20 protein-coding genes and 1 pseudogene are annotated in these 23,983 nt (G+C 49.4%); 12 read left to right on the top strand and 9 right to left on the bottom strand.

The window, feature by feature from the left end; translation table 11 throughout:
* Positions 1-248 precede the first annotated feature (248 nt).
* From PS053_RS06250 to PS053_RS06240, 3 genes are all read left to right on the top strand, one after another.
* On the top strand, positions 249-1,190 hold the full coding sequence (locus PS053_RS06250; RefSeq protein WP_059228017.1) for a pseudouridine kinase: 942 nt from the start codon (positions 249-251) through the stop codon (positions 1,188-1,190).
* Entirely contained in the window at positions 1,178-2,116 is a 939-nt protein-coding gene (gene psuG, locus PS053_RS06245) for a pseudouridine-5'-phosphate glycosidase (RefSeq protein ID WP_103053722.1), read from the top strand. Before PS053_RS06250 ends, psuG begins: the two co-directional genes overlap by 13 nt.
* 92 nt (positions 2,117-2,208) lie before the next feature.
* Complete coding sequence (locus PS053_RS06240) at positions 2,209-3,459, top strand: NupC/NupG family nucleoside CNT transporter (protein WP_000353874.1); 1,251 nt, start codon at positions 2,209-2,211, stop codon at positions 3,457-3,459.
* Positions 3,460-3,513: 54 nt separating this feature from the next.
* On the opposite strand, the gene PS053_RS06235 is transcribed toward PS053_RS06240, so the two are convergent.
* The 3 genes from PS053_RS06235 to PS053_RS06225 all read right to left on the bottom strand — a co-directional run bounded on the left by PS053_RS06235 (position 3,514) and on the right by PS053_RS06225 (position 6,586).
* Positions 3,514-4,602: a sugar kinase gene (locus tag PS053_RS06235; RefSeq protein ID WP_059214344.1), complete on the bottom strand. Its 1,089-nt coding sequence runs from the start codon at positions 4,600-4,602 to the stop codon at positions 3,514-3,516.
* Between the two features lie 3 nt (positions 4,603-4,605).
* Complete coding sequence (nfo, locus tag PS053_RS06230; protein WP_059271203.1) at positions 4,606-5,463, bottom strand: deoxyribonuclease IV; 858 nt, start codon at positions 5,461-5,463, stop codon at positions 4,606-4,608.
* 73 nt (positions 5,464-5,536) lie between these two features.
* Entirely contained in the window at positions 5,537-6,586 is a 1,050-nt protein-coding gene (locus PS053_RS06225) for a YeiH family protein (protein WP_000182049.1), read from the bottom strand.
* Between the two features lie 99 nt (positions 6,587-6,685).
* On the opposite strand from PS053_RS06225, the gene yieE reads away from it, so the two are divergent.
* From yieE to cirA, 3 genes are all read left to right on the top strand, one after another.
* On the top strand, positions 6,686-7,567 hold the full coding sequence (gene yieE / locus PS053_RS06220) for a DNA-binding transcriptional regulator YeiE (protein ID WP_000548306.1): 882 nt from the start codon (positions 6,686-6,688) through the stop codon (positions 7,565-7,567).
* A 205-nt stretch (positions 7,568-7,772) separates the two neighbouring features.
* The gene (gene lysP, locus PS053_RS06215; protein WP_000253265.1) at positions 7,773-9,242 is read left to right on the top strand and encodes a lysine-specific permease; all 1,470 of its coding nucleotides are present in this window, start codon (positions 7,773-7,775) and stop codon (positions 9,240-9,242) included.
* A 292-nt stretch (positions 9,243-9,534) separates the two neighbouring features.
* Positions 9,535-11,514: a catecholate siderophore receptor CirA gene (gene cirA / locus PS053_RS06210; RefSeq protein ID WP_000489208.1), complete on the top strand. Its 1,980-nt coding sequence runs from the start codon at positions 9,535-9,537 to the stop codon at positions 11,512-11,514.
* Between the two features lie 31 nt (positions 11,515-11,545).
* On the opposite strand, the pseudogene PS053_RS06205 reads toward cirA, so the two are convergent.
* A pseudogene (locus tag PS053_RS06205) lies at positions 11,546-11,714 on the bottom strand (esterase); the annotation flags it as partial.
* Between the two features lie 327 nt (positions 11,715-12,041).
* Here PS053_RS06205 and folE point away from each other — a divergent pair.
* The 6 genes from folE (at position 12,042) to mglC (ending at position 18,951) form a co-directional block, all read left to right on the top strand.
* Complete coding sequence (gene folE / locus PS053_RS06200; protein WP_001139616.1) at positions 12,042-12,710, top strand: GTP cyclohydrolase I FolE; 669 nt, start codon at positions 12,042-12,044, stop codon at positions 12,708-12,710.
* A gap of 16 nt (positions 12,711-12,726) precedes the next feature.
* On the top strand, positions 12,727-13,884 hold the full coding sequence (gene yeiB, locus PS053_RS06195) for a DUF418 domain-containing protein YeiB (RefSeq protein ID WP_256879031.1): 1,158 nt from the start codon (positions 12,727-12,729) through the stop codon (positions 13,882-13,884).
* Positions 13,885-14,025: 141 nt separating this feature from the next.
* Positions 14,026-15,066 (top strand): HTH-type transcriptional regulator GalS, encoded by a 1,041-nt coding sequence (gene galS, locus PS053_RS06190; RefSeq protein ID WP_000628621.1) that lies wholly within the window; start codon positions 14,026-14,028, stop codon positions 15,064-15,066.
* A gap of 279 nt (positions 15,067-15,345) precedes the next feature.
* Positions 15,346-16,344: a galactose/glucose ABC transporter substrate-binding protein MglB gene (gene mglB / locus PS053_RS06185; protein WP_001036968.1), complete on the top strand. Its 999-nt coding sequence runs from the start codon at positions 15,346-15,348 to the stop codon at positions 16,342-16,344.
* 60 nt (positions 16,345-16,404) lie between these two features.
* Complete coding sequence (gene mglA, locus PS053_RS06180; RefSeq protein WP_000255045.1) at positions 16,405-17,925, top strand: galactose/methyl galactoside ABC transporter ATP-binding protein MglA; 1,521 nt, start codon at positions 16,405-16,407, stop codon at positions 17,923-17,925.
* A gap of 15 nt (positions 17,926-17,940) precedes the next feature.
* Entirely contained in the window at positions 17,941-18,951 is a 1,011-nt protein-coding gene (gene mglC, locus PS053_RS06175) for a galactose/methyl galactoside ABC transporter permease MglC (RefSeq protein WP_044709539.1), read from the top strand.
* Between the two features lie 126 nt (positions 18,952-19,077).
* Here the strand turns inward: mglC and preA are convergent, their stop codons facing one another.
* From preA to cdd, 5 genes are all read right to left on the bottom strand, one after another.
* Positions 19,078-20,313, bottom strand: coding sequence for an NAD-dependent dihydropyrimidine dehydrogenase subunit PreA (gene preA / locus PS053_RS06170; protein ID WP_044709541.1), 1,236 nt, complete (start codon positions 20,311-20,313; stop codon positions 19,078-19,080).
* On the bottom strand, positions 20,307-21,545 hold the full coding sequence (locus tag PS053_RS06165) for an NAD(P)-dependent oxidoreductase (protein ID WP_001136355.1): 1,239 nt from the start codon (positions 21,543-21,545) through the stop codon (positions 20,307-20,309). The genes preA and PS053_RS06165 overlap by 7 nt, the downstream gene beginning before the upstream one ends.
* 325 nt (positions 21,546-21,870) lie before the next feature.
* Positions 21,871-22,110, bottom strand: a complete 240-nt coding sequence (locus PS053_RS06160; protein ID WP_000383087.1) for a DUF2542 family protein — start codon at positions 22,108-22,110, stop codon at positions 21,871-21,873.
* A 2-nt stretch (positions 22,111-22,112) separates the two neighbouring features.
* A complete protein-coding gene (gene sanA, locus PS053_RS06155) occupies positions 22,113-22,832 on the bottom strand; it encodes an outer membrane permeability protein SanA (RefSeq protein ID WP_000920076.1) in 720 nt (239 codons plus the stop codon).
* A gap of 199 nt (positions 22,833-23,031) precedes the next feature.
* Entirely contained in the window at positions 23,032-23,916 is an 885-nt protein-coding gene (gene cdd / locus PS053_RS06150) for a cytidine deaminase (protein WP_000553540.1), read from the bottom strand.
* Positions 23,917-23,983: the final 67 nt, after the last annotated feature.

The following is a 23,983-nucleotide window of genomic DNA, read 5'->3' as shown; positions in this document are numbered from 1 at the left end:
TTTTCTTTGTCTGCCATATTGTGTGTTACACATCACAACTTTCCTTTTTGTTGCTGCATAAATAGACAAATTTTGTGACCGTCTTCATATCTGGCTGATTTCGTTTTTTCTGATCGATTTACATTACGTTAAACAAGCTTATTATGAACATGTGTTTAAATCCGAACACATGTTCTAATAGTCTTATTTGCTGTAATGACTATTTTACCCAATTTCTTCGTTGGCAATTTATTGCCAGGGGGCGTGCTATGCGCGAAAAGGACTACATAGTAATTATTGGTTCTGCGAATATTGATGTGGCTGGGTATTCACATCAGCCATTGAATTATGCGGATTCGAATCCCGGAAAAATAAAATTTACCCCAGGCGGTGTGGGAAGAAATATTGCGCATAATCTGGCGTTGCTGGGAAAAAATGCCTGGCTTTTAAGTGCGGTAGGTGGAGATTTCTATGGGCAATCATTGCTGGCGCAAACTAATCAATCGGGTGTTTATGTCGATAAATGTTTAATTGTGCCAGGTGAAAATACCTCCAGCTACTTATCGCTGCTCGATAATACCGGAGAAATGCTTGTCGCGATAAATGATATGAATATTAGCGACTGTATTTCTGCAGAATTTCTCGCCCAACATCAGGAATTTATTCGCGGTGCAAGGGTTATTATCGCGGATTGCAATCTTAGTGAAGACGCGCTGGCCTGGGTTCTGAAAAATGGCGGAGACACACCTGTATTTGTTGATCCGGTATCAGCATGGAAATGTGTCAAAATCCGCGATCATTTGAGCAAAATTCATACACTGAAACCTAACCGCCTTGAAGCTGAAACGCTAAGTGGAATTGCACTTTCTGGACGTGAAGATGTGGTAAAGGTTGCCGCCTGGTTTCATCAACACGGCCTGAACCGTCTGGTGCTGAGCATGGGGGGAGATGGCGTTTACTACAGTGATATCAACGGTGAAAGCGGGTGGTCGGCCCCCATTAAAACAAATGTTATCAATGTTACCGGAGCAGGCGACGCCATGATGGCGGGGCTGGCGTCCTGTTGGGTAGACGGTATGTCGTTTATCGATTCTGTCCGATTTGCGCAGGGATGTTCGTCAATGGCGCTCGCCTGTGAATATACCAACAATCCTGAATTATCAATTGCCAATGTTACATCGTTAGTGGAGAACACTGAATGTCTGAATTAACTTTGTCCCCTGAATTATTACAAATATCTGCTGAAGTACAGGAAGCTTTAAAAAATAAAAAACCGGTTGTAGCTCTTGAATCAACTATTATTTCGCATGGTATGCCATTTCCGCAAAATGCCCAGACCGCAATTGAAGTGGAAGAAACTATTCGTAAACAGGGCGCTGTACCCGCTACCATCGCCATTATTGGCGGCGTGATGAAAGTGGGCTTAAGTAAAGAAGAAATTGAATTGTTAGGCCGTGAAGGACATAACGTGACGAAAGTCAGTCGTCGTGATTTACCTTTTGTCGTTGCTGCAGGGAAAAATGGCGCCACTACCGTTGCGTCAACGATGATTATCGCGGCGCTGGCTGGAATTAAAGTATTTGCCACCGGTGGTATTGGCGGTGTGCATCGTGGCGCGGAACATACCTTCGATATTTCTGCCGATTTACAGGAACTGGCAAATACCAATGTTGCCGTTGTGTGTGCTGGTGCAAAATCTATTCTCGATTTAGGATTAACAACAGAATATTTAGAAACCTTCGGTGTACCGTTAATTGGTTATCAGACAAAAGCGCTGCCTGCGTTTTTCTGCCGAACCAGCCCATTTGAAGTCAGCATTCGCCTCGATAGCGCCACTGACATCGCTCGTGCAATGGCAGTGAAATGGCAAACCGGTTTGAACGGCGGCCTGGTGGTGGCGAATCCGATCCCGGAACAGTTTGCTATGCCGGAAGAAACCATCAATGCGGCAATCGATCAGGCTATTGCCGAAGCAGAAGAACAAGGGGTTATCGGGAAAGAGAGTACACCGTTCCTGTTAGCTCGTGTTGCGAAACTGACCGGCGGCGATAGCCTGAAATCCAACATCCAGTTGGTATTCAACAACGCCATTCTGGCGAGTGAAATTGCCAAAGAATATCAGCGTCTCGTGGGATAATTTCCGGTGGGCAGAAAGCCGTCGCCCGTACTCATCAAACATACCAAAACCTGGTTTTGCGCCGGGTTTACTGGCATGAAGGGAAAATCATTATGGATATAATGAGAAGTGTTGTGGGGATGGTGGTATTGCTGGCAATTGCGTTCTTATTGTCTGTGAATAAAAAAAGTATCAGCTTACGCACCGTTGGGGCTGCGTTACTGCTGCAATTCGCCATTGGCGGCATCATGCTCTATTTTCCACCAGGAAAATGGGCCGTCGAGCAGGCGGCGTTAGGCGTCCATAAAGTGATGTCCTACAGTGACGCCGGGAGCGCCTTTATTTTTGGTTCGCTGGTGGGGCCGAAAATGGACGTCCTGTTTGACGGCGCGGGATTTATCTTCGCATTTCGCGTACTTCCGGCGATTATTTTTGTTACCGCGCTTATCAGCTTGCTGTACTACATTGGCGTGATGGGGCTGCTGATCCGCATTCTTGGCAGTATTTTCCAGAAAGCCCTTAATATCAGCAAAATCGAATCTTTTGTGGCGGTTACCACGATTTTCCTCGGACAAAACGAGATCCCGGCGATCGTGAAACCGTTTATCGATCGTCTGAACCGCAACGAACTGTTTACTGCAATTTGTAGCGGTATGGCGTCTATTGCGGGTTCGATGATGATTGGTTATGCCGGAATGGGCGTGCCGATTGATTATTTGTTAGCGGCTTCGCTGATGGCTATTCCCGGCGGCATTCTGTTTGCACGTATTCTTAGCCCAGCGACGGAACCTTCACAAGTTACGTTTGAAAATCTGTCGTTTAGCGAAACGCCACCAAAAAGTATTATCGAAGCCGCGGCGAATGGTGCAATGACCGGGCTGAAAATTGCAGCAGGTGTGGCGACGGTGGTGATGGCATTTGTGGCGATCATTGCGCTGATCAACGGCATTATTGGTGGAATTGGCGGCTGGTTTGGTTTCGCCAATGTTTCTCTGGAAAGCATTTTCGGCTATGTGCTGGCCCCACTGGCATGGATTATGGGCGTGGACTGGAATGACGCCAATCTTGCCGGAAGTTTGATTGGACAGAAGCTGGCGATTAATGAATTTGTCGCTTATCTCAACTTCTCGCCCTATCTGCAAACGGGCGGTACGCTGGATGTCAAGACCATTGCCATTATCTCGTTCGCACTCTGCGGTTTTGCAAACTTCGGGTCTATTGGCGTCGTGGTAGGGGCATTCTCCGCTATTTCGCCAAAACGTGCGCCGGAAATCGCTCAGCTTGGTTTACGGGCGCTGGCAGCAGCAACGCTTTCCAACCTGATGAGTGCGACCATTGCCGGGTTCTTTATTGGTTTAGCGTAGTGCGCGATTTATGAGCCGGATAAGACGCCTCAAACGTCGTATCCGGCAACATTTTTACACTATCGACACTAATGAAAACGCGTTATCGGCAGACAGGGTAGGGTTGTTTATGCTGCCGCTGGCGCGTGATATCGCCGCACAGGCCATGGCAAAACGGGCGCTCTCGCGAAAATTACTTCCTTCCAGAAAGCTATACACCAGGCCCGCCATAAAACCATCGTCGGCGCCAAAACTATCCACTGTCGTATGCTCTGGCGCGGTCAGTAAAAATTGCTCGCCATCCTTTTCGCTGCAAAATACAGATTCATCTTGCAGATAAACAAAAATGCGTTTAACGCCCTGTTGATGCAGCGAATTTACAGCCCTGATGCGATCGTCGTCGTCTTTAATCCGCTGACCCCACAAAATTTCCAGTTCATTTTGTGTTGGTTTCAGAGTGTGGATCCGGCTGTACCAGGTTTTCACTTTGCTCGCTTTAAATTCGGAAACAGTATCGACAAACACCGGAATTTCATCAGCGAGGGTAAAGACCCATTCCAGGGCTTCAGGCGTGAGGTTACAGTCTGCCAGCACCACGCCAGCATGGCGAATCAAGTCCCGTGAACCATTGAGCAGTTGAGGCGTTAGCTGTTGCAGGATATGTGTGTCATTGATTGCCAGGACCGTTTCTTCCTGCTTATTGGCGATAGCGAGATAAGTTGCGGTGCTGTGTCCGTGCAGACGAATACAGCTTGAAACGTTCACGCCCGCGCGGCGCGTTTCTTCCAGTAATGTCTCACCGTAAAAATCGTTGCCAATAGCTGAAATTAAATGCACATCCCGACCAAGCAGGGCCAGGTTATGCGCGATATTGCGGCCAACACCGCCCGCTGAACAGTGAACAGTACCGGGATTTGATGCCGCTTCTGGGTAGTGGATATCCGCCATTCCGCGAATATCCATATTGATTGCCCCCACCACCACACAGTAATCCTGCTCAGTAAGGATATATCCTTTGCCTTTAATCAGGCCTTTACGCATCAAGTCCATAATATGGGCAGCAACGCGTGAGCGGCTGATTTGCAGAATATCGGCGATTTCATTCTGTTGAATCAGCGGGTTGCGGCGCAGAATTTTAAGAATCTGCTTTTCCCTGTCGTTCATCGATCAGGCCACCGCTTTTTCAGTTTGTTGCGCTTTTAGCCAGGCGATTTCTTCTGCCCAGATATCCGGGTTGATGGTTTCAAGGATCAGTGGAATGCCGTCGAAGCGGTCGTCCTGCATAATCCAACGAAACGCGTCATGACCGATATTGCCTTCGCCAAGGCTATGATGGCGGTCAACACGGCTACCAAAGGCGCTTTTCGCATCGTTGAGGTGCATGCCGCGCAGATATTTAAAGCCGACGATACGTGCAAAATCAGCGAATGTTTTCTCGCATTCGGCAGGGGTACGTAAATCATACCCGGCGGCAAAAGCATGGCAGGTATCAATGCAGACGCCGACGCGGGATTTATCTTCCACGCCGTCAATAATCGCCGCGAGATGTTCGAATTTAAATCCTAAGTTGCTACCCTGACCGGCGGTATTTTCAATCACCGCGGTGACACCTTGAGTTTTATCCAGCGCAATGTTGATGGATTCGGCAATACGCGCAAGGCAATCCTCTTCTGAAATCTGCATCAGATGACTACCGGGGTGGAAGTTGAGCAAAGAGAGTCCTAGTTGTTCGCAGCGCTGCATTTCGTCAATAAAAGCATCACGCGACTTTTCCAGAGCTTCTGCGACCGGATGACCGAGATTAATCAGATAACTGTCATGGGGGAGAATTTGCGCCGATGTGTAGTGATATTTTTCACAGGCGGCTTTGAATTCATCGATGGTTTGCGTAGTGAGTGGTGCGGCACGCCACTGGCGTTGGTTTTTGGTGAACAAGGCAAACGCGGTTGCGTCGATTTCGGCGGCGCGAATTGCGGCATTTGCCAGACCGCCAGCAGCACTAACGTGCGCTCCAATGTATTTCATGAGTGAACTCCTGTTAAACCCGCTGGAGGAAAATGGTAATGATAGCGGGTTAACAGGAGCAAGATGTAGTGGTTTATGCGATGACGCTTTGAATTACATGGTTAATCACAGCACCACCAACAATCAACCAGGCAAACAGCACCAGTGCCATCAGCAGAGGTTTCGCCCCGGCTTTTTTCAGCGCACTGACGTGAGTAGTCAGACCCAGTGCCGCCATCGCCATTGCCAGCAGGAAGGTATCCAGCGTTACCAGCATGTTCACAACGCTCTGCGGTAACAGATGGAACGAGTTAAAGATGGCAACTACGATGAACAGGATTGCAAACCACGGAATGGTGATTTTGCTTTTCTCGCCGCCATTCGCCGGAGACAGCTGTTTAACACGCGCCGCCAGCAGGATGAGGAACGGAGCCAGCATCATCACGCGCAGCATTTTGGAGATAACTGCCGCGTTTTCAGCTTCCGGGCTGATGGCATGACCAGCAGCCACAACCTGCGCCACTTCGTGCACGGTAGAACCAATGTAGATACCGAATGTTTCCGGGCCGAACCATTGGGTCATCAGCGGATATATCGCCGGATAGAGGAAGATAGCGATGGTCCCGAAGATAACGACGGTTGCGACAGCCACAGTCACTTTACTGGCTTCCGCTTTCACTACCGGCTCAGTCGCCAGTACTGCCGCAGCACCACAAATGCTGCTACCCGCGCCGATCAGCCAGCTGGTGTGCTTGTCCAGGCCAAAGACTTTTTGCCCAAGGAAGCAAGCCAGCAGGAAAGTACTGGACAGCGTCAGCACGTCAATGATAATCCCACTGATACCGACATCGGCAATTTGTGAGAATGTCAGACGGAAACCGTAAAGAATAATACCCAGACGTAATAAATATTGTTTAGCAAACAGCACACCGCCGTCACAGCTTTTCCAGATGTGCGGATAGATGGTGTTGCCTAAAACCATCCCCAGCAAGATTGCGAGGGTAAGGGCGCTAAACCCGGCACCCGCAACTGCGGGAATGGAACCACCCCACAGGGCGACCCCGGTGATTACTGCGCTCAGGGCTAACCCCGGAATAAAATGCCACAGTGTACGATGTTGTTTCTGTAAGGTGATATTCGTCATAACCCTCTCCTTTAACCGGGCACAGAGGTTACAACTAACTGGTTTAAAAATAAAATTGATTATATATTTATAATTAATCTTTATAAGTGGTAAGCGACTATGCACATCACCCTCCGACAGTTGGAAGTTTTTGCAGAAGTATTGAAAAGTGGATCAACCACCCAGGCATCGGTGATGCTGGCGTTGTCGCAATCGGCAGTGAGCGCGGCGTTGACCGATCTGGAAGGGCAGCTTGGCGTGCAACTGTTTGATCGCGTCGGTAAACGACTTGTCGTCAATGAGCACGGACGGTTGCTCTATCCACGCGCGTTGGCGCTGCTCGAACAGGCCGTTGAAATCGAACAACTGTTTCGTGAAGACAACGGCGCGATTCGTGTCTATGCCAGTAGCACCATTGGCAATTACATTTTGCCTGCAGTCATCGCTCGTTATCGCCTTGATTATCCGCAGTTGCCGATTGAACTTAGTGTTGGTAACAGTCAGGACGTGGTACAGGCAGTGCTGGATTTTCGTGTTGATATTGGCTTTATTGAAGGGCCGTGTCACAGCACTGAAATTATTTCTGAACCGTGGCTGGAGGATGAACTGGTGGTTTTTGCCGCGCCAACTTCACCACTTGCTCACGGTCCGGTTACTCTGGAGCAGCTGGCTGGCGCGCCGTGGATCCTGCGTGAACGTGGTTCCGGCACACGAGAGATTGTCGACTATCTGTTATTGTCGCATCTGCCGAAGTTTGAAATGGCGATGGAATTAGGGAATTCTGAGGCCATCAAACATGCGGTACGTCACGGGCTTGGAATTAGCTGTTTGTCGCGGCGCGTGATTGAAGAGCAATTGCAGACTGGCACTTTACGTGAGGTTGCTGTCCCACTGCCGCGCCTGATGCGCACATTGTGGCGTATTCATCATCGGCAAAAGCATCTTTCCAACGCGTTACTGCGTTTTCTGGACTACTGCGATCCCGCTAATTTACCGCGTTAAATTGCTGTACATGAGCGGGCTGGCGCTGTGTCGATTTCGTGACGCAGCGCCAGTGTTATGCATTCGCCAGAAAAGAGATTGGCTGCTTTACTTATAATCCCTGGGCGATCATGAAGGTCTCTTATAACTGCGTATTTCTACCGGAAGGATCGCAGATCGTCTGCTACAATCGCGCCTCATTTTTTATGATGGATAGCATTTTCGTATGGTTTCCGAAACTAAAACCACAGAAGCGCCGGGCTTACGCCGTGAATTAAAGGCGCGTCACCTGACGATGATTGCCATTGGCGGCTCCATCGGTACAGGGCTTTTTGTTGCCTCTGGCGCAACGATTTCTCAGGCAGGCCCGGGCGGGGCGCTGCTTTCATATATTCTTATTGGTCTGATGGTTTACTTTCTGATGACCAGTCTCGGTGAACTGGCTGCCTATATGCCCGTTTCCGGTTCCTTTGCGACTTACGGTCAGAACTATGTTGAAGAAGGCTTTGGCTTCGCGCTGGGCTGGAACTACTGGTACAACTGGGCGGTGACTATTGCCGTTGACCTTGTTGCCGCGCAGTTGGTCATGAGCTGGTGGTTTCCTGATACTCCCGGTTGGATCTGGAGTGCGCTGTTCCTCGGCATCATCTTCCTGCTGAACTACATCTCAGTTCGTGGTTTTGGTGAAGCGGAATACTGGTTCTCGCTGATCAAAGTTGCGACAGTGATTATCTTTATCGTTGTCGGCGTGATGATGATTATTGGTATCTTCAAAGGCGCGCAGCCTGCAGGCTGGAGCAACTGGACAATTGGCGAAGCGCCGTTTGCCGGTGGTTTTGCGGCGATGATCGGTGTGGCGATGATTGTCGGTTTCTCCTTCCAGGGGACTGAACTGATTGGTATTGCTGCGGGTGAATCTGAAGAGCCGGGGAAAAATATTCCGCGCGCGGTACGTCAGGTGTTCTGGCGAATCCTGCTGTTCTACGTATTCGCGATTCTGATTATCAGTCTGATCATTCCGTACACCGATCCGAGTCTGCTGCGTAACGATGTGAAAGACATCAGCGTCAGCCCATTCACTCTGGTGTTCCAGCATGCGGGTCTGCTTTCTGCGGCAGCGGTGATGAACGCGGTCATTTTGACGGCGGTACTGTCGGCAGGTAACTCCGGTATGTACGCGTCTACCCGTATGCTGTACACCCTGGCGTGCGACGGTAAAGCGCCGCGTATTTTCGCCAAACTGTCGCGTGGCGGCGTACCGCGTAACGCCCTGTATGCGACGACGGTGATTGCCGGTCTGTGCTTCCTGACGTCAATGTTTGGCAACCAGACAGTGTATCTGTGGCTGCTGAATACTTCCGGGATGACGGGCTTTATCGCCTGGCTGGGAATTGCTATCAGCCACTATCGCTTCCGTCGGGGCTATGTATTGCAGGGGCATGATATTAACGATCTGCCGTATCGCTCGGGCTTCTTCCCGCTGGGACCGATTTTCGCCTTTGTGCTGTGCCTGATTATCACTCTGGGCCAGAACTATGAAGCGTTCCTGAAAGACACCATTGACTGGGGCGGCGTAGCGGCGACGTATATCGGTATTCCACTATTCCTGATCATCTGGTTCGGCTACAAACTGATTAAAGGAACCCACTTCGTACGCTACAGCGAAATGAAGTTCCCACAGAACGATAATAAATAAGTTTTTACGCCTTCCTTTATAAAGCCTTCCCAACCGGGAAGGCTTTTTCATTTTGCTTTCCCTTGATAATCATGCGGATATAAATTTTAACAATTGAATTGATAATTGTTATTGTTTGCATTATCGTTACGCGCAATCAAAAAGGCTGACAAATCAGAGGCTGCCCAGGCTTTCTGGACTGATCACCTGCATATAAAAAGTCCACCGCGATGCTGCCGTACGTGAGGGGACATGCAGAAGATGTGAGCGATAACCCATTTAAATTTTTATAGTGACCTCATGGAGATATGGAATGTTTAGGTTGAACCCTTTCGTACGGGTCGGGCTGTGTTTGTCCGCAATTTCTTGTGCATGGCCCGTGTTAGCGGTTGATGATGATGGTGAAACGATGGTTGTCACTGCCTCTTCCGTTGAACAAAACCTTAAAGACGCGCCCGCCAGCATCAGTGTGATAACTCAGGAAGACCTGCAGCGTAAACCGGTACAGAATCTGAAAGATGTGCTTAAAGATGTGCCTGGCGTGCAACTGACAAACGAAGGTGACAACCGCAAGGGCGTTAGTATTCGTGGTCTGGACAGTAGCTACACGCTGATCCTGGTTGATGGTAAACGCGTTAATTCCCGCAACGCCGTATTCCGCCATAATGATTTTGATCTGAACTGGATCCCGGTCGATTCCATTGAACGTATCGAAGTCGTGCGCGGCCCGATGTCCTCGCTGTATGGTTCTGATGCGCTCGGCGGCGTGGTTAATATCATCACTAAAAAAATCGGCCAGAAATGGTCTGGAACCGTTACGGTTGATTCTACTATTCAGGAACACCGCGATCGTGGAGATACCTATAACGGTCAATTCTTCACCAGTGGTCCGCTGATTGACGGCGTATTGGGGATGAAAGTCTACGGCAGTCTTGCGAAACGTGAAAAAGATGATCCGCAGAGCTCAACGACCGCCAGGACCGGAGAAACGCCGCGTATTGAAGGATTCACCAGCCGCGACGGTAATGTCGAATTTGCCTGGACGCCGAATCAAAATCACGATTTTACCGCTGGTTACGGTTTTGACCGTCAGGATCGTGATTCCGACTCGCTGGACAAAAATCGCCTGGAACGCCAGAACTACTCCGTCAGCCATAATGGTCGCTGGGAGTACGGCACCAGCGAACTGAAATTCTATGGCGAGAAACTCGAGAACAAAAACCCGGGCAATAGCAGCCCAATTACTTCCGAAAGTAATACTGTCGACGGTAAATACACATTGCCGCTGACGGCGATTAATCAATTTGTCACCTTTGGTGGCGAATGGCGTCATGACAAACTTAATGATGCGGTAAACCTGACTGGCGGGACCAGCAGCAAAACATCTGCCAGCCAGTATGCGCTGTTTATCGAAGATGAATGGCGGATCTTCGAACCGCTGTCTTTGACCACTGGCGTACGTATGGACGATCATGAAACCTACGGCGAACACTGGAGCCCGCGTGCCTATCTGGTCTATAACGCTACCGATACCGTAACAGTGAAAGGGGGCTGGGCGACAGCCTTTAAAGCGCCTTCTCTGTTACAACTTAGCCCCGACTGGACAAGCAATTCTTGCCGTGGCGCATGTAAGATTGTTGGTAGCCCGGATCTGAAACCAGAAACCAGCGAAAGCTGGGAGCTGGGGCTTTACTATATGGGGGAAGAAGGCTGGCTGGAAGGCGTTGAATCCAGCGTGACTGTCTTCCGTAACGATGTAAAAGATCGTATCAGCATCAGCCGTACGTCTGACATTAACGCTGCACCGGGCTACCAAAACTTTGTTGGTTTTACCGCAGACGGTGTGCCGGTGTTTCGTTATTACAACGTTAACAAAGCACGTATTCAGGGTGTGGAAACCGAGTTGAAAATTCCGTTCAACGACCAATGGAAACTGTCACTCAACTACACCTATAACGATGGTCGTGATGTCAGCAACGGCGAAAACAAACCGCTTTCCGATCTGCCGTTCCATACCGCTAACGGTACTCTGGACTGGAAACCGCTGGCGCTGGAAGACTGGTCGTTCTATGTTTCTGGTAACTATACCGGACAAAAACGTGCTGACAGCGCGACAGCTAAAACGCCGGGCGGTTATACGATCTGGAATACAGGCGCAGCGTGGCAGGTGACGAAAGATGTCAAACTGCGTGCTGGTGTGTTGAACCTGACCGATAAAGATCTCAGCCGTGATGACTACAGCTACAACGAAGACGGTCGTCGTTACTTTATGGCGGTGGACTATCGTTTCTGATAGCAAGATGCCCGGCGAACCGGGCGGGCTTTTACGTCAGTAAATACTGCGCATGGAAGCGCAGATGATCCCCGGTAAAAGAGGTGATGAAGTCGTCACTGTGATCATCGTATCCTGGCTGGATACGCAGGACCATCGTCCTGATCAATGAGCACTGGAATTGCATCCAGGACATTGCTGGCGTGCATCAGCGCACAATTAAGGCGTGAGAGTTGTGCCTCCAGCATTGCTGCCAGCCTTCAAAACAGCGGTGCTCTGCGAGCATTTCCATGCGTGGCTCCTTGTTGTGTTGTTTACATTTTCTCCATCGTACCGTTTATTCAATGCGCCGTGAGTAACTTTCACTTTCTCATTTGTACAACGATGTTTTAACATTCACTGATGAAAGGTAGCGACAATTACAATAATTATCGCTGTGAATACTGGATTATGTGCGCCGCCTCACGCACAATAATCAGGCTGCTAATCAGCTTAATAACTTTGCCCCCACGCAGGGCAGAGGCGCCACACCTGCAGGAGAAAGATAAATGCCATCACTCAGTAAAGAAGCGGCCCAGGTTCATGAAGCGCTGGTTGCGCGAGGACTGGAAACACCGCTGCGCCCGCCCGTGCATGAAATGGATAACGAAACGCGCAAAAGCCTTATTGCCGGTCATATGACCGAAATTATGCAACTGCTGAATCTCGACCTGGCTGACGACAGTTTGATGGAAACGCCGCATCGCATTGCCAAAATGTATGTCGATGAAATTTTCTCTGGTCTGGATTACGCCAACTTCCCGAAAATCACTCTCATTGAAAACAAAATGAAAGTGGATGAGATGGTCACAGTGCGCGATATCACTCTGACCAGCACCTGTGAACACCACTTTGTCACCATTGATGGCAAAGCGACGGTGGCTTACATTCCGAAAGATTCTGTCATCGGTTTGTCGAAAATTAACCGCATCGTACAGTTCTTTGCCCAACGACCGCAGGTGCAGGAACGTCTGACCCAGCAAATCCTTATTGCATTGCAAACGCTGCTGGGCACCAATAACGTGGCGGTGTCCATTGATGCGGTGCATTACTGCGTGAAAGCGCGCGGTATTCGTGATGCAACCAGCGCCACGACAACAACCTCCCTCGGTGGTTTGTTTAAATCCAGTCAGAATACGCGTCACGAGTTTCTGCGTGCTGTGCGTCATCACAACTGATTAAAAGGCAGGAACCATGGAGCGCAACGTCACGCTCGATTTTGTTCGCGGCGTCGCCATTCTGGGGATCCTGCTTCTCAACATTAGCGCCTTTGGGCTACCAAAGGCGGCTTATCTCAATCCCGCCTGGTACGGTACCATTACACCGCAGGATGCCTGGAGCTGGGCATTTCTGGATCTTATTGGTCAGGCTAAATTTCTCACGCTTTTTGCGTTGCTGTTTGGTGCTGGCCTGCAAATGTTACTGCCGCGCGGCAGACGCTGGATCCAGTCGCGGCTAACGTTATTAGTTTTGCTGGGCTTTATTCACGGATTGTTATTCTGGGACGGCGACATTCTGTTGGCTTACGGACTGGTGGGGTTAATTTGCTGGCGTCTGGTGCGTGATGCGCCATCGGTAAAAAGTCTGTTTAATTCTGGCGTGATGCTGTACCTGGTAGGGCTTGGCGTGTTGCTGTTGTTGGGATTGATTTCCGATAGTCAAACCAGTCGCGCCTGGACGCCGGATGCGTCGGCCATTCTGTATGAAAAATACTGGAAACTGCACGGTGGCGTTGAGGCGATCAGTAACCGCGCTGATGGCGTAGGGGACAGTTTACTGGCGCTGGGCGCGCAGTATGGCTGGCAACTTGCGGGGATGATGTTGATTGGCGCGGCGTTGATGCGTAGCGGCTGGCTGAAAGGGCAGTTTAGCTTGCGCCACTATCGTCGTACCGGTTTTGCGCTGGTGGCGATTGGTATGCTGATCAACTTTCCCGCTATTGTGTTGCAATGGCGGCTGGACTGGGCGTATCGCTGGTGTGCTTTCTTACTCCAGATGCCGCGTGAACTGAGTGCGCCGTTTCAGGCGATCGGCTATGCGTCGCTGCTGTTCGGTTTTTGGCCGCAGTTAAGTCGCTTTAAATTGGTGCTGGCGATTGCTTGCGTCGGGCGGATGGCGCTGAGCAACTACCTGCTGCAAACGCTGCTTTGTACCACGCTGTTTTATCACCTTGCTCTGTTTATGCAGTTTGACCGTCTGGAACTGCTGGCGTTTGTTGTCCCGGTATGGCTGGCAAACCTGCTTTTCTCTGTTATTTGGCTGCGCTATTTCCGTCAGGGGCCGGTAGAATGGCTCTGGCGTCAGTTAACTTTGCGTGCCGCCGGACCTGCATTATCCAAAACATCAAGATAACGATCTTGATCACATTCATTAACAAAATGGCTGTAACCGTTTCCATTGCTGTGACTCGATTCACGAAGTCCGCTATTCAGTGCTGACAAAATAGCCGCCAGCAAGCAGTAACCTACTGCAATTTCACAACAGGTAGTGAATATGATCACCATTCGTGATGTAGCGCGTCAGGCTGGCGTTTCTGTGGCAACGGTTTCCCGGGTATTAAATAACAGCGCCCTGGTGAGTGCGGACACGCGTGAAGCAGTAATGAAAGCGGTGTGCGCGCTGGATTATCGACCAAACGCCAATGCCCAGGCACTGGCAACCCAGATGAGCGATACCATCGGCGTAGTGGTGATGGATGTCTCTGATGCATTTTTCGGCGCGCTGGTTAAAGCCGTGGATCTTGTTGCTCAGCAACATCAAAAATATGTCCTGATCGGCAACAGTTACCATGAAGCGGAAAAAGAGCGCCACGCCATTGAGGTGTTAATTCGTCAACGTTGTAATGCGTTGATTGTTCACTCAAAAGCATTAAGCGACGACGAACTGGCTCAGTTTATGGATAACATTCCCGGCATGGTACTGATTAACCGGGTTGTTCCGGGATACGCTCATCGTTGCGTCTGCCTGGATAACATCAGTGGTGCCAGAATGGCAACGCGTATGTTGCTGAATAACGGTCATCAACGTATCGGCTATCTGGCTTCCAGTCATGGCATTGAAGATGATGCAATGCGCAAAGCAGGGTGGATGAGCGCGCTGAAAGAGCAGGATATTGTTCCGTCGGAAAGCTGGATCGGCACCGGTACGCCGGATATGCCGGGCGGGGAAGCGGCGATGGTTGAACTGCTGGGGCGCAATCTGCAACTTACTGCTGTCTTTGCTTATAACGACAATATGGCCGCTGGCGCACTGACGGCATTAAAAGATAACGGCATTGTCGTTCCGTTACATCTCTCAATCATCGGTTTCGATGATATCCCCATCGCTCGTTACACCGACCCACAGTTAACAACCGTGCGTTATCCCATTGCCTCGATGGCGAAAATGGCGACTGAACTGGCCTTGCAGGGGGCTGCGGGTAAGATTGATTCCCGCGCCAGCCACTGCTTTATGCCGACGTTAGTACGTCGTCATTCTGTAGCCACGCGACAGAATGCGGCAGCGATCACTAACTCAACAAATCAGACGATGTAACCGCTTTCAATTTGTGAGTGATTTCACAGTATATTAACAATACGATGGCTATGATTGCACCGTTTTAACGCTGTAACTGATATGTAACATAAGATAATCGTTTTTACCGAGGTTATGGCGTCATAACCACAATTAAAGCCGTTTTCTGGAGTGTTACCGGGCAAGGAAGAACGAAATTTAAAAAATGAGCTTCGGCGTTCAGTAACACTTCATTAACTATGCTGCCCCGCCGAGCATCTATCTCAAGCACTACCCTGCATAAGAAAAACCGGAGATACCATGAATAAGAAGGTGTTAACCCTGTCTGCTGTGATGGCCAGCATGTTATTCGGTGCTGCTGCACATGCTGCTGATACCCGCATTGGTGTAACAATCTATAAGTACGACGATAACTTTATGTCTGTGGTGCGTAAGGCTATTGAGCAGGATGCGAAAGCCGCGCCAGATGTGCAACTGCTGATGAATGATTCACAGAATGACCAGTCCAAACAGAACGATCAGATTGACGTGCTGTTGGCAAAAGGGGTGAAGGCGCTGGCAATCAACCTGGTTGATCCGGCTGCAGCGGGTACGGTGATTGAAAAAGCACGTGGGCAAAACGTACCGGTAGTTTTCTTTAATAAAGAGCCGTCTCGTAAGGCGCTGGATAGCTATGACAAAGCCTACTATGTCGGTACTGACTCCAAAGAGTCCGGGATTATTCAGGGGGATCTGATTGCCAAACACTGGGCGGCGAATCAGGGTTGGGATCTTAACAAAGATGGTCAGATTCAGTTTGTGTTGCTGAAAGGCGAACCGGGCCATCCTGATGCAGAAGCGCGTACCACCTATGTTATCAAAGAGCTGAATGACAAAGGCATTAAAACTGAACAGCTACAGTTAGACACCGCAATGTGGGATACCGCTCAGGCGAAAGATAAGATGGACGCCTGGTTATCTGGCCCGAACGCCAACAAAATTGAAGTGGTTATCGCCAACAATGATGCGATGGCAATGGGCGCGGTAGAAGCGCTGAAAGCGCACAACAAGAGCAGCATTCCGGTGTTTGGCGTCGATGCGTTGCCAGAAGCGCTGGCGCTGGTGAAATCCGGTGCGATGGCAGGAACTGTGCTGAATGATGCTAACAACCAGGCGAAAGCGACGTTTGATCTGGCGAAAAATCTTGCTGAAGGCAAGGGGGCCGCTGATGGCACCAACTGGAAAATCGATAACAAAATTGTCCGCGTTCCTTATGTTGGCGTAGACAAAGATAATCTGGCTGAATTTAGCAAGAAATAAGACCGATTGGGCGCAATAAGTTATTGCGCCCAAATTGTATGGCCAACAAGGTAAAATTATATGGTCAGCTCAACGACTCCGTCATCAGGTGAATACTTGTTGGAAATGAGTGGTATCAACAAGTCTTTTCCTGGCGTTAAGGCGCTTGATAACGTCAATTTAAAAGTCCGACCTCATTCTATCCATGCATTAATGGGAGAGAACGGGGCGGGAAAATCAACATTATTAAAATGTTTGTTTGGCATTTACCAAAAAGATTCCGGCACCATTTTATTTCAGGGTAAAGAAATCGATTTTCATTCTGCCAAAGAAGCGCTGGAAAACGGTATTTCGATGGTGCATCAGGAATTAAACCTGGTATTGCAACGTTCGGTGATGGACAACATGTGGCTGGGGCGATATCCCACTAAAGGCATGTTTGTTGATCAGGATAAAATGTACCGCGAAACCAAAGCGATTTTTGATGAACTGGATATTGATATCGATCCGCGTGCGCGCGTCGGTACATTATCTGTTTCGCAAATGCAGATGATCGAAATTGCTAAAGCATTTTCCTATAATGCGAAAATTGTGATCATGGATGAACCTACCTCTTCGTTAACTGAAAAAGAGGTCAACCATCTGTTCACTATTATTCGTAAATTAAAAGAACGCGGCTGCGGTATTGTCTATATCTCGCATAAAATGGAAGAAATCTTTCAGTTATGTGATGAAGTCACCGTATTGCGCGACGGTCAGTGGATTGCCACCGAACCGCTGGCAGGGCTGACAATGGACAAGATCATCGCCATGATGGTTGGGCGCTCTCTTAACCAGCGTTTCCCGGATAAAGAAAACAACCCCGGTGAAGTGATCCTCGAAGTACGCAACCTGACATCGCTACGCCAGCCATCGATTCGTGATGTCTCGTTTGATCTGCATAAAGGAGAAATTCTTGGTATTGCTGGTCTGGTGGGGGCGAAACGTACCGACATTGTCGAAACTTTGTTTGGCATCCGCGAGAAATCTTCCGGCACCATTACTCTGCATGGCAAAAAGATTAATAACCATAATGCCAATGAAGCCATTAACCATGGATTTGCGTTGGTGACCGAAGAGCGTCGATCAACGGGGATTTATGCTTATCTGGATATCGGCTTTAACTCATTAATTTCCAATATTCGTAACTACAAAAACAAAGTGGGGCTACTGGATAATTCGCGAATGAAAAGCGATACCCAGTGGGTTATTGACTCGATGCGGGTAAAAACGCCAGGTCACCGTACGCAGATTGGCTCACTCTCTGGTGGTAATCAACAAAAGGTGATTATCGGTCGCTGGCTGTTAACGCAACCAGAAATATTAATGCTCGATGAACCCACTCGCGGTATTGATGTCGGGGCGAAGTTTGAAATTTATCAGTTAATTGCCGAGCTGGCGAAGAAAGGCAAGGGGATTATTATTATCTCCTCGGAAATGCCAGAGCTGTTAGGGATAACAGACCGTATTCTGGTGATGAGCAATGGCCTCGTTTCTGGAATTGTCGATACAAAAACAACAACGCAAAACGAAATTCTGCGTCTTGCGTCTTTGCACCTTTAAGACCAGGGGCTTCCTATGAGTGCGTTAAATAAGAAAGGTTTTCTTACTTATCTGAAAGAGGGCGGTATTTACGTCGTCCTTTTAGTTTTGCTGGCGATTATTATTTTCCAGGACCCAACATTTTTAAGTCTGTTGAACTTAAGTAATATTCTCACCCAGTCATCGGTACGTATTATTATCGCGCTTGGCGTGGCGGGGCTCATTGTTACTCAGGGGACCGACCTTTCTGCCGGGCGTCAGGTAGGGCTGGCAGCGGTGGTAGCAGCGACGTTATTGCAGTCAATGGATAACGCTAACAAAGTGTTCCCGGAAATGGCGACGATGCCGATTGCGCTGGTTATTCTGATTGTTTGTGCTATTGGCGCGGTTATCGGTTTGATCAACGGTCTGATTATTGCTTATCTCAACGTGACGCCGTTTATTACCACGCTCGGCACGATGATCATCGTTTATGGCATCAACTCGCTCTATTACGACTTCGTTGGTGCGTCGCCGATTTCTGGTTTTGATAGCGGTTTTTCCACTTTTGCCCAGGGCTTTATTGCGCTGGGAAGCTTCCGTCTCTCTTACATCACCTTCTACGCGCTGATTGCTGTCGTGTTTGTCTGGGTGTTATGGAATAAAACTCGCTTCGGCAAGAATATTTTTGCTATTGGCGGTAACCCGGAAGCGGCGAAAGTTTCTGGCGTTAACGTCGGCCTGAATCTGTTGATGATTTATGCGCTGTCTGGCGTGTTCTATGCCTTTGGTGGGATGCTGGAAGCTGGGCGTATCGGTTCTGCCACCAATAATCTTGGCTTTATGTATGAACTGGATGCTATCGCGGCGTGCGTGGTGGGCGGCGTTTCGTTCAGTGGTGGTGTAGGGACGGTAATTGGTGTCGTGACCGGGGTAATTATCTTTACGGTCATCAACTACGGGCTGACGTACATCGGCGTAAATCCGTATTGGCAGTACATCATCAAAGGGGCGATTATTATCTTCGCCGTGGCGCTGGATTCACTGAAGTACGCACGTAAGAAGTGATGTGAATGTGGACCGCATTCGGCCATAAACGCACATAACATTATTATCTGTATGGTTTTGTAGGCCGGATAAGGCGTTCACGCCGCATCCGGCGACAGGAACCAAATGCCGGATGCGACGCGGGTTTTACAACGCTACCGGGTGTTCTTTCTCTCCCTTTTTAAACTTCACTTCGCCGAGATCAATACAACCCACCGGGCAGACGTGACCGCAAAGCAGACACCCAACGCACTTCTCGGTATTACAATGCGGTGTGCGGGTTTTCTCACTCCATTCCATCGCCTGATGACCACCGTCGTAGCAGGAAATATAGCAGCGCCCACAGCCGACACATTTATCAAGATTGATGTTGGGATACACGATATAACTACGGTCTAGATCTTCGGCCGGAACAATATTGTGATTCGCCAGCCCTACCATCTCCTGCAACGAGTCAAATCCCTGGTCGGCAAGATAATGCGACAGACCGCTCGTCATATCTTCCACAATACGATAACCGTACTGCATGATGCCGGTAGTGACCTGCAATGTCGCCGCGCCGAGCAATAAAAATTCCGCTGCATCTTCCCAGGTTTCAATACCGCCGATGCCGCTGATCGGGAAATCATGCAGTTCCGGGTGTGTGCGCATTTGTTGAATAAAGCGCAAAGCGATTGGTTTCACCGCTTTACCGGAGTAGCCGGAAATACTCGATTTACCGTTGACGATCGGCATACCGATCTTTTGATTAAGGTCGATATTGGTGATGGATTTGACGGTGTTAATTGCCGCAATGCCATCGGCGCCGCCGTGTTTTGCCGCCAGTGCTACGTCACACATATCACCGATATTCGGTGTCATCTTTGCCAGCATCGGTAGCGTCGAACCACGTTTTACCGCCCGACAATATTTTTCTACCAGCACCGGGCTTTGTCCGACATCGCTCCCCATAGCATGGGAAGTCATCTGCGGACAGGAGAAATTGCACTCGATCATATCCGCGCCCGCTTCTTGCACCAGACGCGCCAGATCTTCCCACTGCTGCTCGTTTTCTCCCATGATCGAAGCGATCAACACCTTGTCTGGATAATCCTGTTTCAAGCGACGGATCGCAGCCAGGTTTTCTTCCAGAGGATGCTCGGCAATTTGCTCCATATTTTTGAAGCCGATAAAACCGGTATCTTCTTTAACCAGATGATCAAAGCGTGGCGAGACTTCATTAGCGATAAAAAAACCAATGGTTTTGAACACGACACCGCCCCAGCCGGTATCGTAAGCTTTGGCGCACATCTCATAACAGTTGCCTACTGGCGAAGAAGAGAGGCAAAACGGATTGGGAAACTTAACGCCGCAAAAGGTAATAGAAAGATCTTTCGTTAACATGAGCAAGCTCCCTCTAAATAATGATGAATCGCCTCGGCGGCTTCTTTCCCGGTCTTCACGGCGTAAACCACAGTTTTATCGCCCTTAACAATATCGCCAGCGGCAAATAGTTGCGGATCACGGGTCTGGTAGTTTTGTGTTTCGATAGTGTTGCGCTGTGGATTCAGCGCGGCAAAGGCGGCAAGTTCGGCATGTTGACCAACGGCGAGGATAATTTTATCTGCCGCCATTGTGAGTTCGCCTGGTAGACGGACATGCTTAAAGGCGACTTTATTGCCTTCTATCGCTACAGGTGTAAACCCGTCGATAATTGAGACGCCCAGATCTCTGGCGCTGGCAAACTCTTTTTCGCTTGCCGGAAACTCGTCTAACTCTTCACGCGCCACGCAAGTGACTGTCTGACAGCCGAGAACTTTCAGCGTGCTGGCAACGTCCATGGCAACATCGCCGCCGCCGATGATTAATGCGCTCTCTGGAATATCGATATCGCCTTGCGCCTGACGCGCGCGTTGCAGGAAATCGACGGCAATTTCGACGTCAGCATGTTCAAACAGAGGCAGGGTGGAGCCGGAAGATAAACCTACAGTCACCAGTACCGCACGGTTTTCTGCTTTCAATTGTTCCAGAGTGAGCGTGTTACCAATTTCGCAATTGCACGTAATGGTCACGCCCATTTTTTCAATGCGGGCGATTTCTGCATCCAGTACCGACTGCGGTAAGCGGAATTGCGGAATGCCATTACGCAACCAGCCGCCCGGCTGCGCCTCTTTTTCATAAATTGTGACGTCATAACCCTGGTTCGTCAGTGTTACGCTGGCCTGCAACCCGGCAGGGCCTGCACCGATAACGGCAACTTTACCGAGCGTTTTGCTACCAGGCTGATAAATCTCCATTTTGGTCTGTTGTTCAAAATCGGTAACAAAACGCTGTAAGCGACCAATATCAATCGGTTCATCGACACCGGCCCGGGTACAACCACTTTGACATAATTTTTCTGTGGGGCACACTCTGGCGCAAACGGCGCCGAGCGCATTATTTTCGCGAATTGTCTCGGCTGCGCCTTTAAAATTACGAAAATAAATTGAGCGAATAAATTTCCCTGGATCGGTTTGCGCCGGGCAAGCCTGACTACAGGGGGCATCGTGACATAATAAACAACGGGAGGCTTCTTTGATCGCCAGCAAAGGCGTAAAGGCCGGGGTGAGTTCATCCAGATAATTTTGTTGCGGCATGTGATCTTCCTTAATGTTATGGGTAATTAAGGCGAACGCCTGATTTACCCGCCATACTTCAAATTACATGTGTTGCGACGTCACGCATTCGCCCCAGTGACTTACTCGAGTAAGCTACTGAGGATTCATGCACTCGTCGCTTGTCTGCAACTCGAATTATTTAGGGTAAAATGACAAATATAACGTGCTGATATTAAGGCTAAACGGCGGGGGGAATTTAAACTGTGAAAGGATTCACAAATAGCTGTGGCTCAGAATGCTATATCCACAGCTTATCAAGTGGAGTAATAATTATTCTCAATAGTGGACTATAGAGAAAATACCATTATCGGTAAAATATAAGATAAATAATCATGCCGACAGATAAAATACCGAAACCGATATACGCCACTATATAAGCGAAAAAGAGCCCCGGATTCTTTTCGCGCCAGACATACACCGGTTCCGGCGCATTTTTTACTCGTTTATCAATAGCGCCAGCATGCCAGCCTTTCCACGCTTCGCGAAAACAAAATATCGGGATAAGGAAAAAAACGGCAACGACAAAAAACTGCTGTACATCCATAACTACTTTCCTTGTTTCTTTTGTAATTCAAGTAACTGTTCGGGCGTGACGGCGGGGTAGCCCTGCGCATCTTCCGGCACCTGATGCATGGCCGGAATAGGGACCAGCGGCCCTAAAAATCGTGGTTCACGTTTAAAAATGTAAAGGTCAGCCAGCGCGCCGAAACGGGCGGCAAATTCGCGAATACGCACCGACCACATATCTTTTGGTGATGGTACGGCATAACACTGCGCCTGAATCCCCATATGCAAGGCGATAAATAATGCGCGCTCACAGTGGAAACGTTGGGTGATAATAATAAAGTCGTTAGTATCAAAGACTTTGCGCGTGCGCACGATGGAATCCAGTGTACGGAAGCCTGCATAGTCGAGGACAATATCGGCCGGATCGACGCCAGCAGCAATTAAATCTTTGCGCATGGTCATCGGTTCGTTATAGCTCTGTAACGCATTATCGCCGCTAAGTAGTAGATAATTTACTTTACCGCTGTTATAGGCATTAATCGCCCCCTGAATGCGATAGCGGTAATACTGATTAATGACTCCGGTGCGATAATATTTTGCGGTGCCAAGTACTACACCGACCTGGCGATAGGGGAGATCCTGCAGTTCGTCGTAAATATAAGGCGCAGTTTTCCAGCTCATCCAGCGATCGAGGCCAAGCACTGTCAACAGTAGCAAGCCGATCAGGACTAACAGGCTGTAGAACACGCGCTTTAACATGCAGAAAACTCGATCCTGGGAAATTTCAATCAGGCTACTTTACCTGCTGGTTTTGCGCAAGAAACGGAAAACTGTTTGCCGGGATTTTCGACACCGGGAGGGAGGTTACATGCCTGACGCGACGCTAAGCGCGTTTTATCAGGCCAGGAAACGTATCAGACCAGTAGGCCGGATAAGCGTAGCGCATCCGGCATAGGACTTAAGCAAGAAGCACGCGGTCGATATTGTTACAACCGAGGGCTTTCAGCGTTGCGGAAGTTGCATCCCACTGAATCAACGGCGCGTCGGCTTTTTCTGCCAGAATCGCGCGCTGAATATCCGGGTAATCATAACCCTTGAGATTCAACAGAATTAACGCGCCCTGTAGCGGTGGCAGAGTCGGGTTAAACGCGGCATTTTCTGCATAGCTGCCACTGAAAATACGTCCATCCTTACACTCCAGCGCCACGCCGCTGGGCGATTTGCTGTAAGGCATATGTGAACGGTTTGCCGCCGCAATCGCCGCCTGGGAAAGCGCGTCGCCAGTTAACGTAAAGCCGTGATCCTGCTCGTCCATCAGCAGCGTTTTTATCTCCAGATCTTTTGGGCCAAAGGCATCAGGCAGATAGTCACGCAATGCGTGTGCTTCGCGGCCCGGCAGATGAATGCGCAAATCCAGCCCGCTATTCAGTTCATTCATAAACTGACGACAGTGACCGCAAGGCGTGTAGTTAACGGTGATAGCAGCGAGCGCTTTCTCACCGCTCAGCCAGGCGTGGCTGATAGCGCTTTGTTCGGCATGAACAGTTTGCTGCATTGTTGCGCCAATAAATTCCATATTGGCGCCGAAATACCAGGTTCCACTCACGCCGCGCGCAATCGCGCCAACGTTAAAATTTGATAATGGCGTACGCGCACAGGCCGCCGCCAGCGGCAGCAGTGCGAATGCCAGCGCGTCTTCGTCCAGCCCCGTTGCGCTTTTAAGCGAAGCGACCTGCTCCCCGGTCAACAACGCGGGGAAATACTTATCTGCCAGAATAGGCTCCAGTGCAGACTGTAAGTTATCCGCAAGTTGGGCAAAAGCAGTTTGAAAACGTGGATGCATGGCGTTGCCTCATAGTCATGTAATGGGATAACAGTGTACGAACCCGTTATGGCTTTATATGTGATCT

This window comes from Escherichia albertii (assembly GCF_028622335.1).
GTDB lineage: Bacteria > Pseudomonadota > Gammaproteobacteria > Enterobacterales > Enterobacteriaceae > Escherichia > Escherichia albertii.
The sequence above is the reverse complement of the archived record's forward strand: the minus strand, read 5'-3'. Positions and strand labels throughout refer to the sequence as shown.

Excerpts from the sequence above, each read along its gene's own strand:
- PS053_RS06225 (WP_000182049.1), bottom strand. The coding sequence starts at position 6,586 with ATGACGAATATCACCTTACAGAAACAACATCGTACACTGTGGCATTTT.
- galS (WP_000628621.1), top strand. The coding sequence starts at position 14,026 with ATGATCACCATTCGTGATGTAGCGCGTCAGGCTGGCGTTTCTGTGGCA.
- PS053_RS06165 (WP_001136355.1), bottom strand. The coding sequence starts at position 21,545 with ATGCCGCAACAAAATTATCTGGATGAACTCACCCCGGCCTTTACGCCT.
- sanA (WP_000920076.1), bottom strand. The coding sequence starts at position 22,832 with ATGTTAAAGCGCGTGTTCTACAGCCTGTTAGTCCTGATCGGCTTGCTA.
- yeiB (WP_256879031.1), top strand. The coding sequence starts at position 12,727 with ATGGAGCGCAACGTCACGCTCGATTTTGTTCGCGGCGTCGCCATTCTG.
- folE (WP_001139616.1), top strand. The coding sequence starts at position 12,042 with ATGCCATCACTCAGTAAAGAAGCGGCCCAGGTTCATGAAGCGCTGGTT.
- PS053_RS06235 (WP_059214344.1), bottom strand. The coding sequence starts at position 4,602 with ATGAACGACAGGGAAAAGCAGATTCTTAAAATTCTGCGCCGCAACCCG.
- cirA (WP_000489208.1), top strand. The coding sequence starts at position 9,535 with ATGTTTAGGTTGAACCCTTTCGTACGGGTCGGGCTGTGTTTGTCCGCA.
- nfo (WP_059271203.1), bottom strand. The coding sequence starts at position 5,463 with ATGAAATACATTGGAGCGCACGTTAGTGCTGCTGGCGGTCTGGCAAAT.
- cdd (WP_000553540.1), bottom strand. The coding sequence starts at position 23,916 with ATGCATCCACGTTTTCAAACTGCTTTTGCCCAACTTGCGGATAACTTA.
- mglC (WP_044709539.1), top strand. The coding sequence starts at position 17,941 with ATGAGTGCGTTAAATAAGAAAGGTTTTCTTACTTATCTGAAAGAGGGC.
- PS053_RS06240 (WP_000353874.1), top strand. The coding sequence starts at position 2,209 with ATGGATATAATGAGAAGTGTTGTGGGGATGGTGGTATTGCTGGCAATT.
- psuG (WP_103053722.1), top strand. The coding sequence starts at position 1,178 with ATGTCTGAATTAACTTTGTCCCCTGAATTATTACAAATATCTGCTGAA.
- preA (WP_044709541.1), bottom strand. The coding sequence starts at position 20,313 with ATGTTAACGAAAGATCTTTCTATTACCTTTTGCGGCGTTAAGTTTCCC.
- PS053_RS06250 (WP_059228017.1), top strand. The coding sequence starts at position 249 with ATGCGCGAAAAGGACTACATAGTAATTATTGGTTCTGCGAATATTGAT.
- PS053_RS06160 (WP_000383087.1), bottom strand. The coding sequence starts at position 22,110 with ATGGATGTACAGCAGTTTTTTGTCGTTGCCGTTTTTTTCCTTATCCCG.
- mglB (WP_001036968.1), top strand. The coding sequence starts at position 15,346 with ATGAATAAGAAGGTGTTAACCCTGTCTGCTGTGATGGCCAGCATGTTA.
- lysP (WP_000253265.1), top strand. The coding sequence starts at position 7,773 with ATGGTTTCCGAAACTAAAACCACAGAAGCGCCGGGCTTACGCCGTGAA.
- yieE (WP_000548306.1), top strand. The coding sequence starts at position 6,686 with ATGCACATCACCCTCCGACAGTTGGAAGTTTTTGCAGAAGTATTGAAA.
- mglA (WP_000255045.1), top strand. The coding sequence starts at position 16,405 with ATGGTCAGCTCAACGACTCCGTCATCAGGTGAATACTTGTTGGAAATG.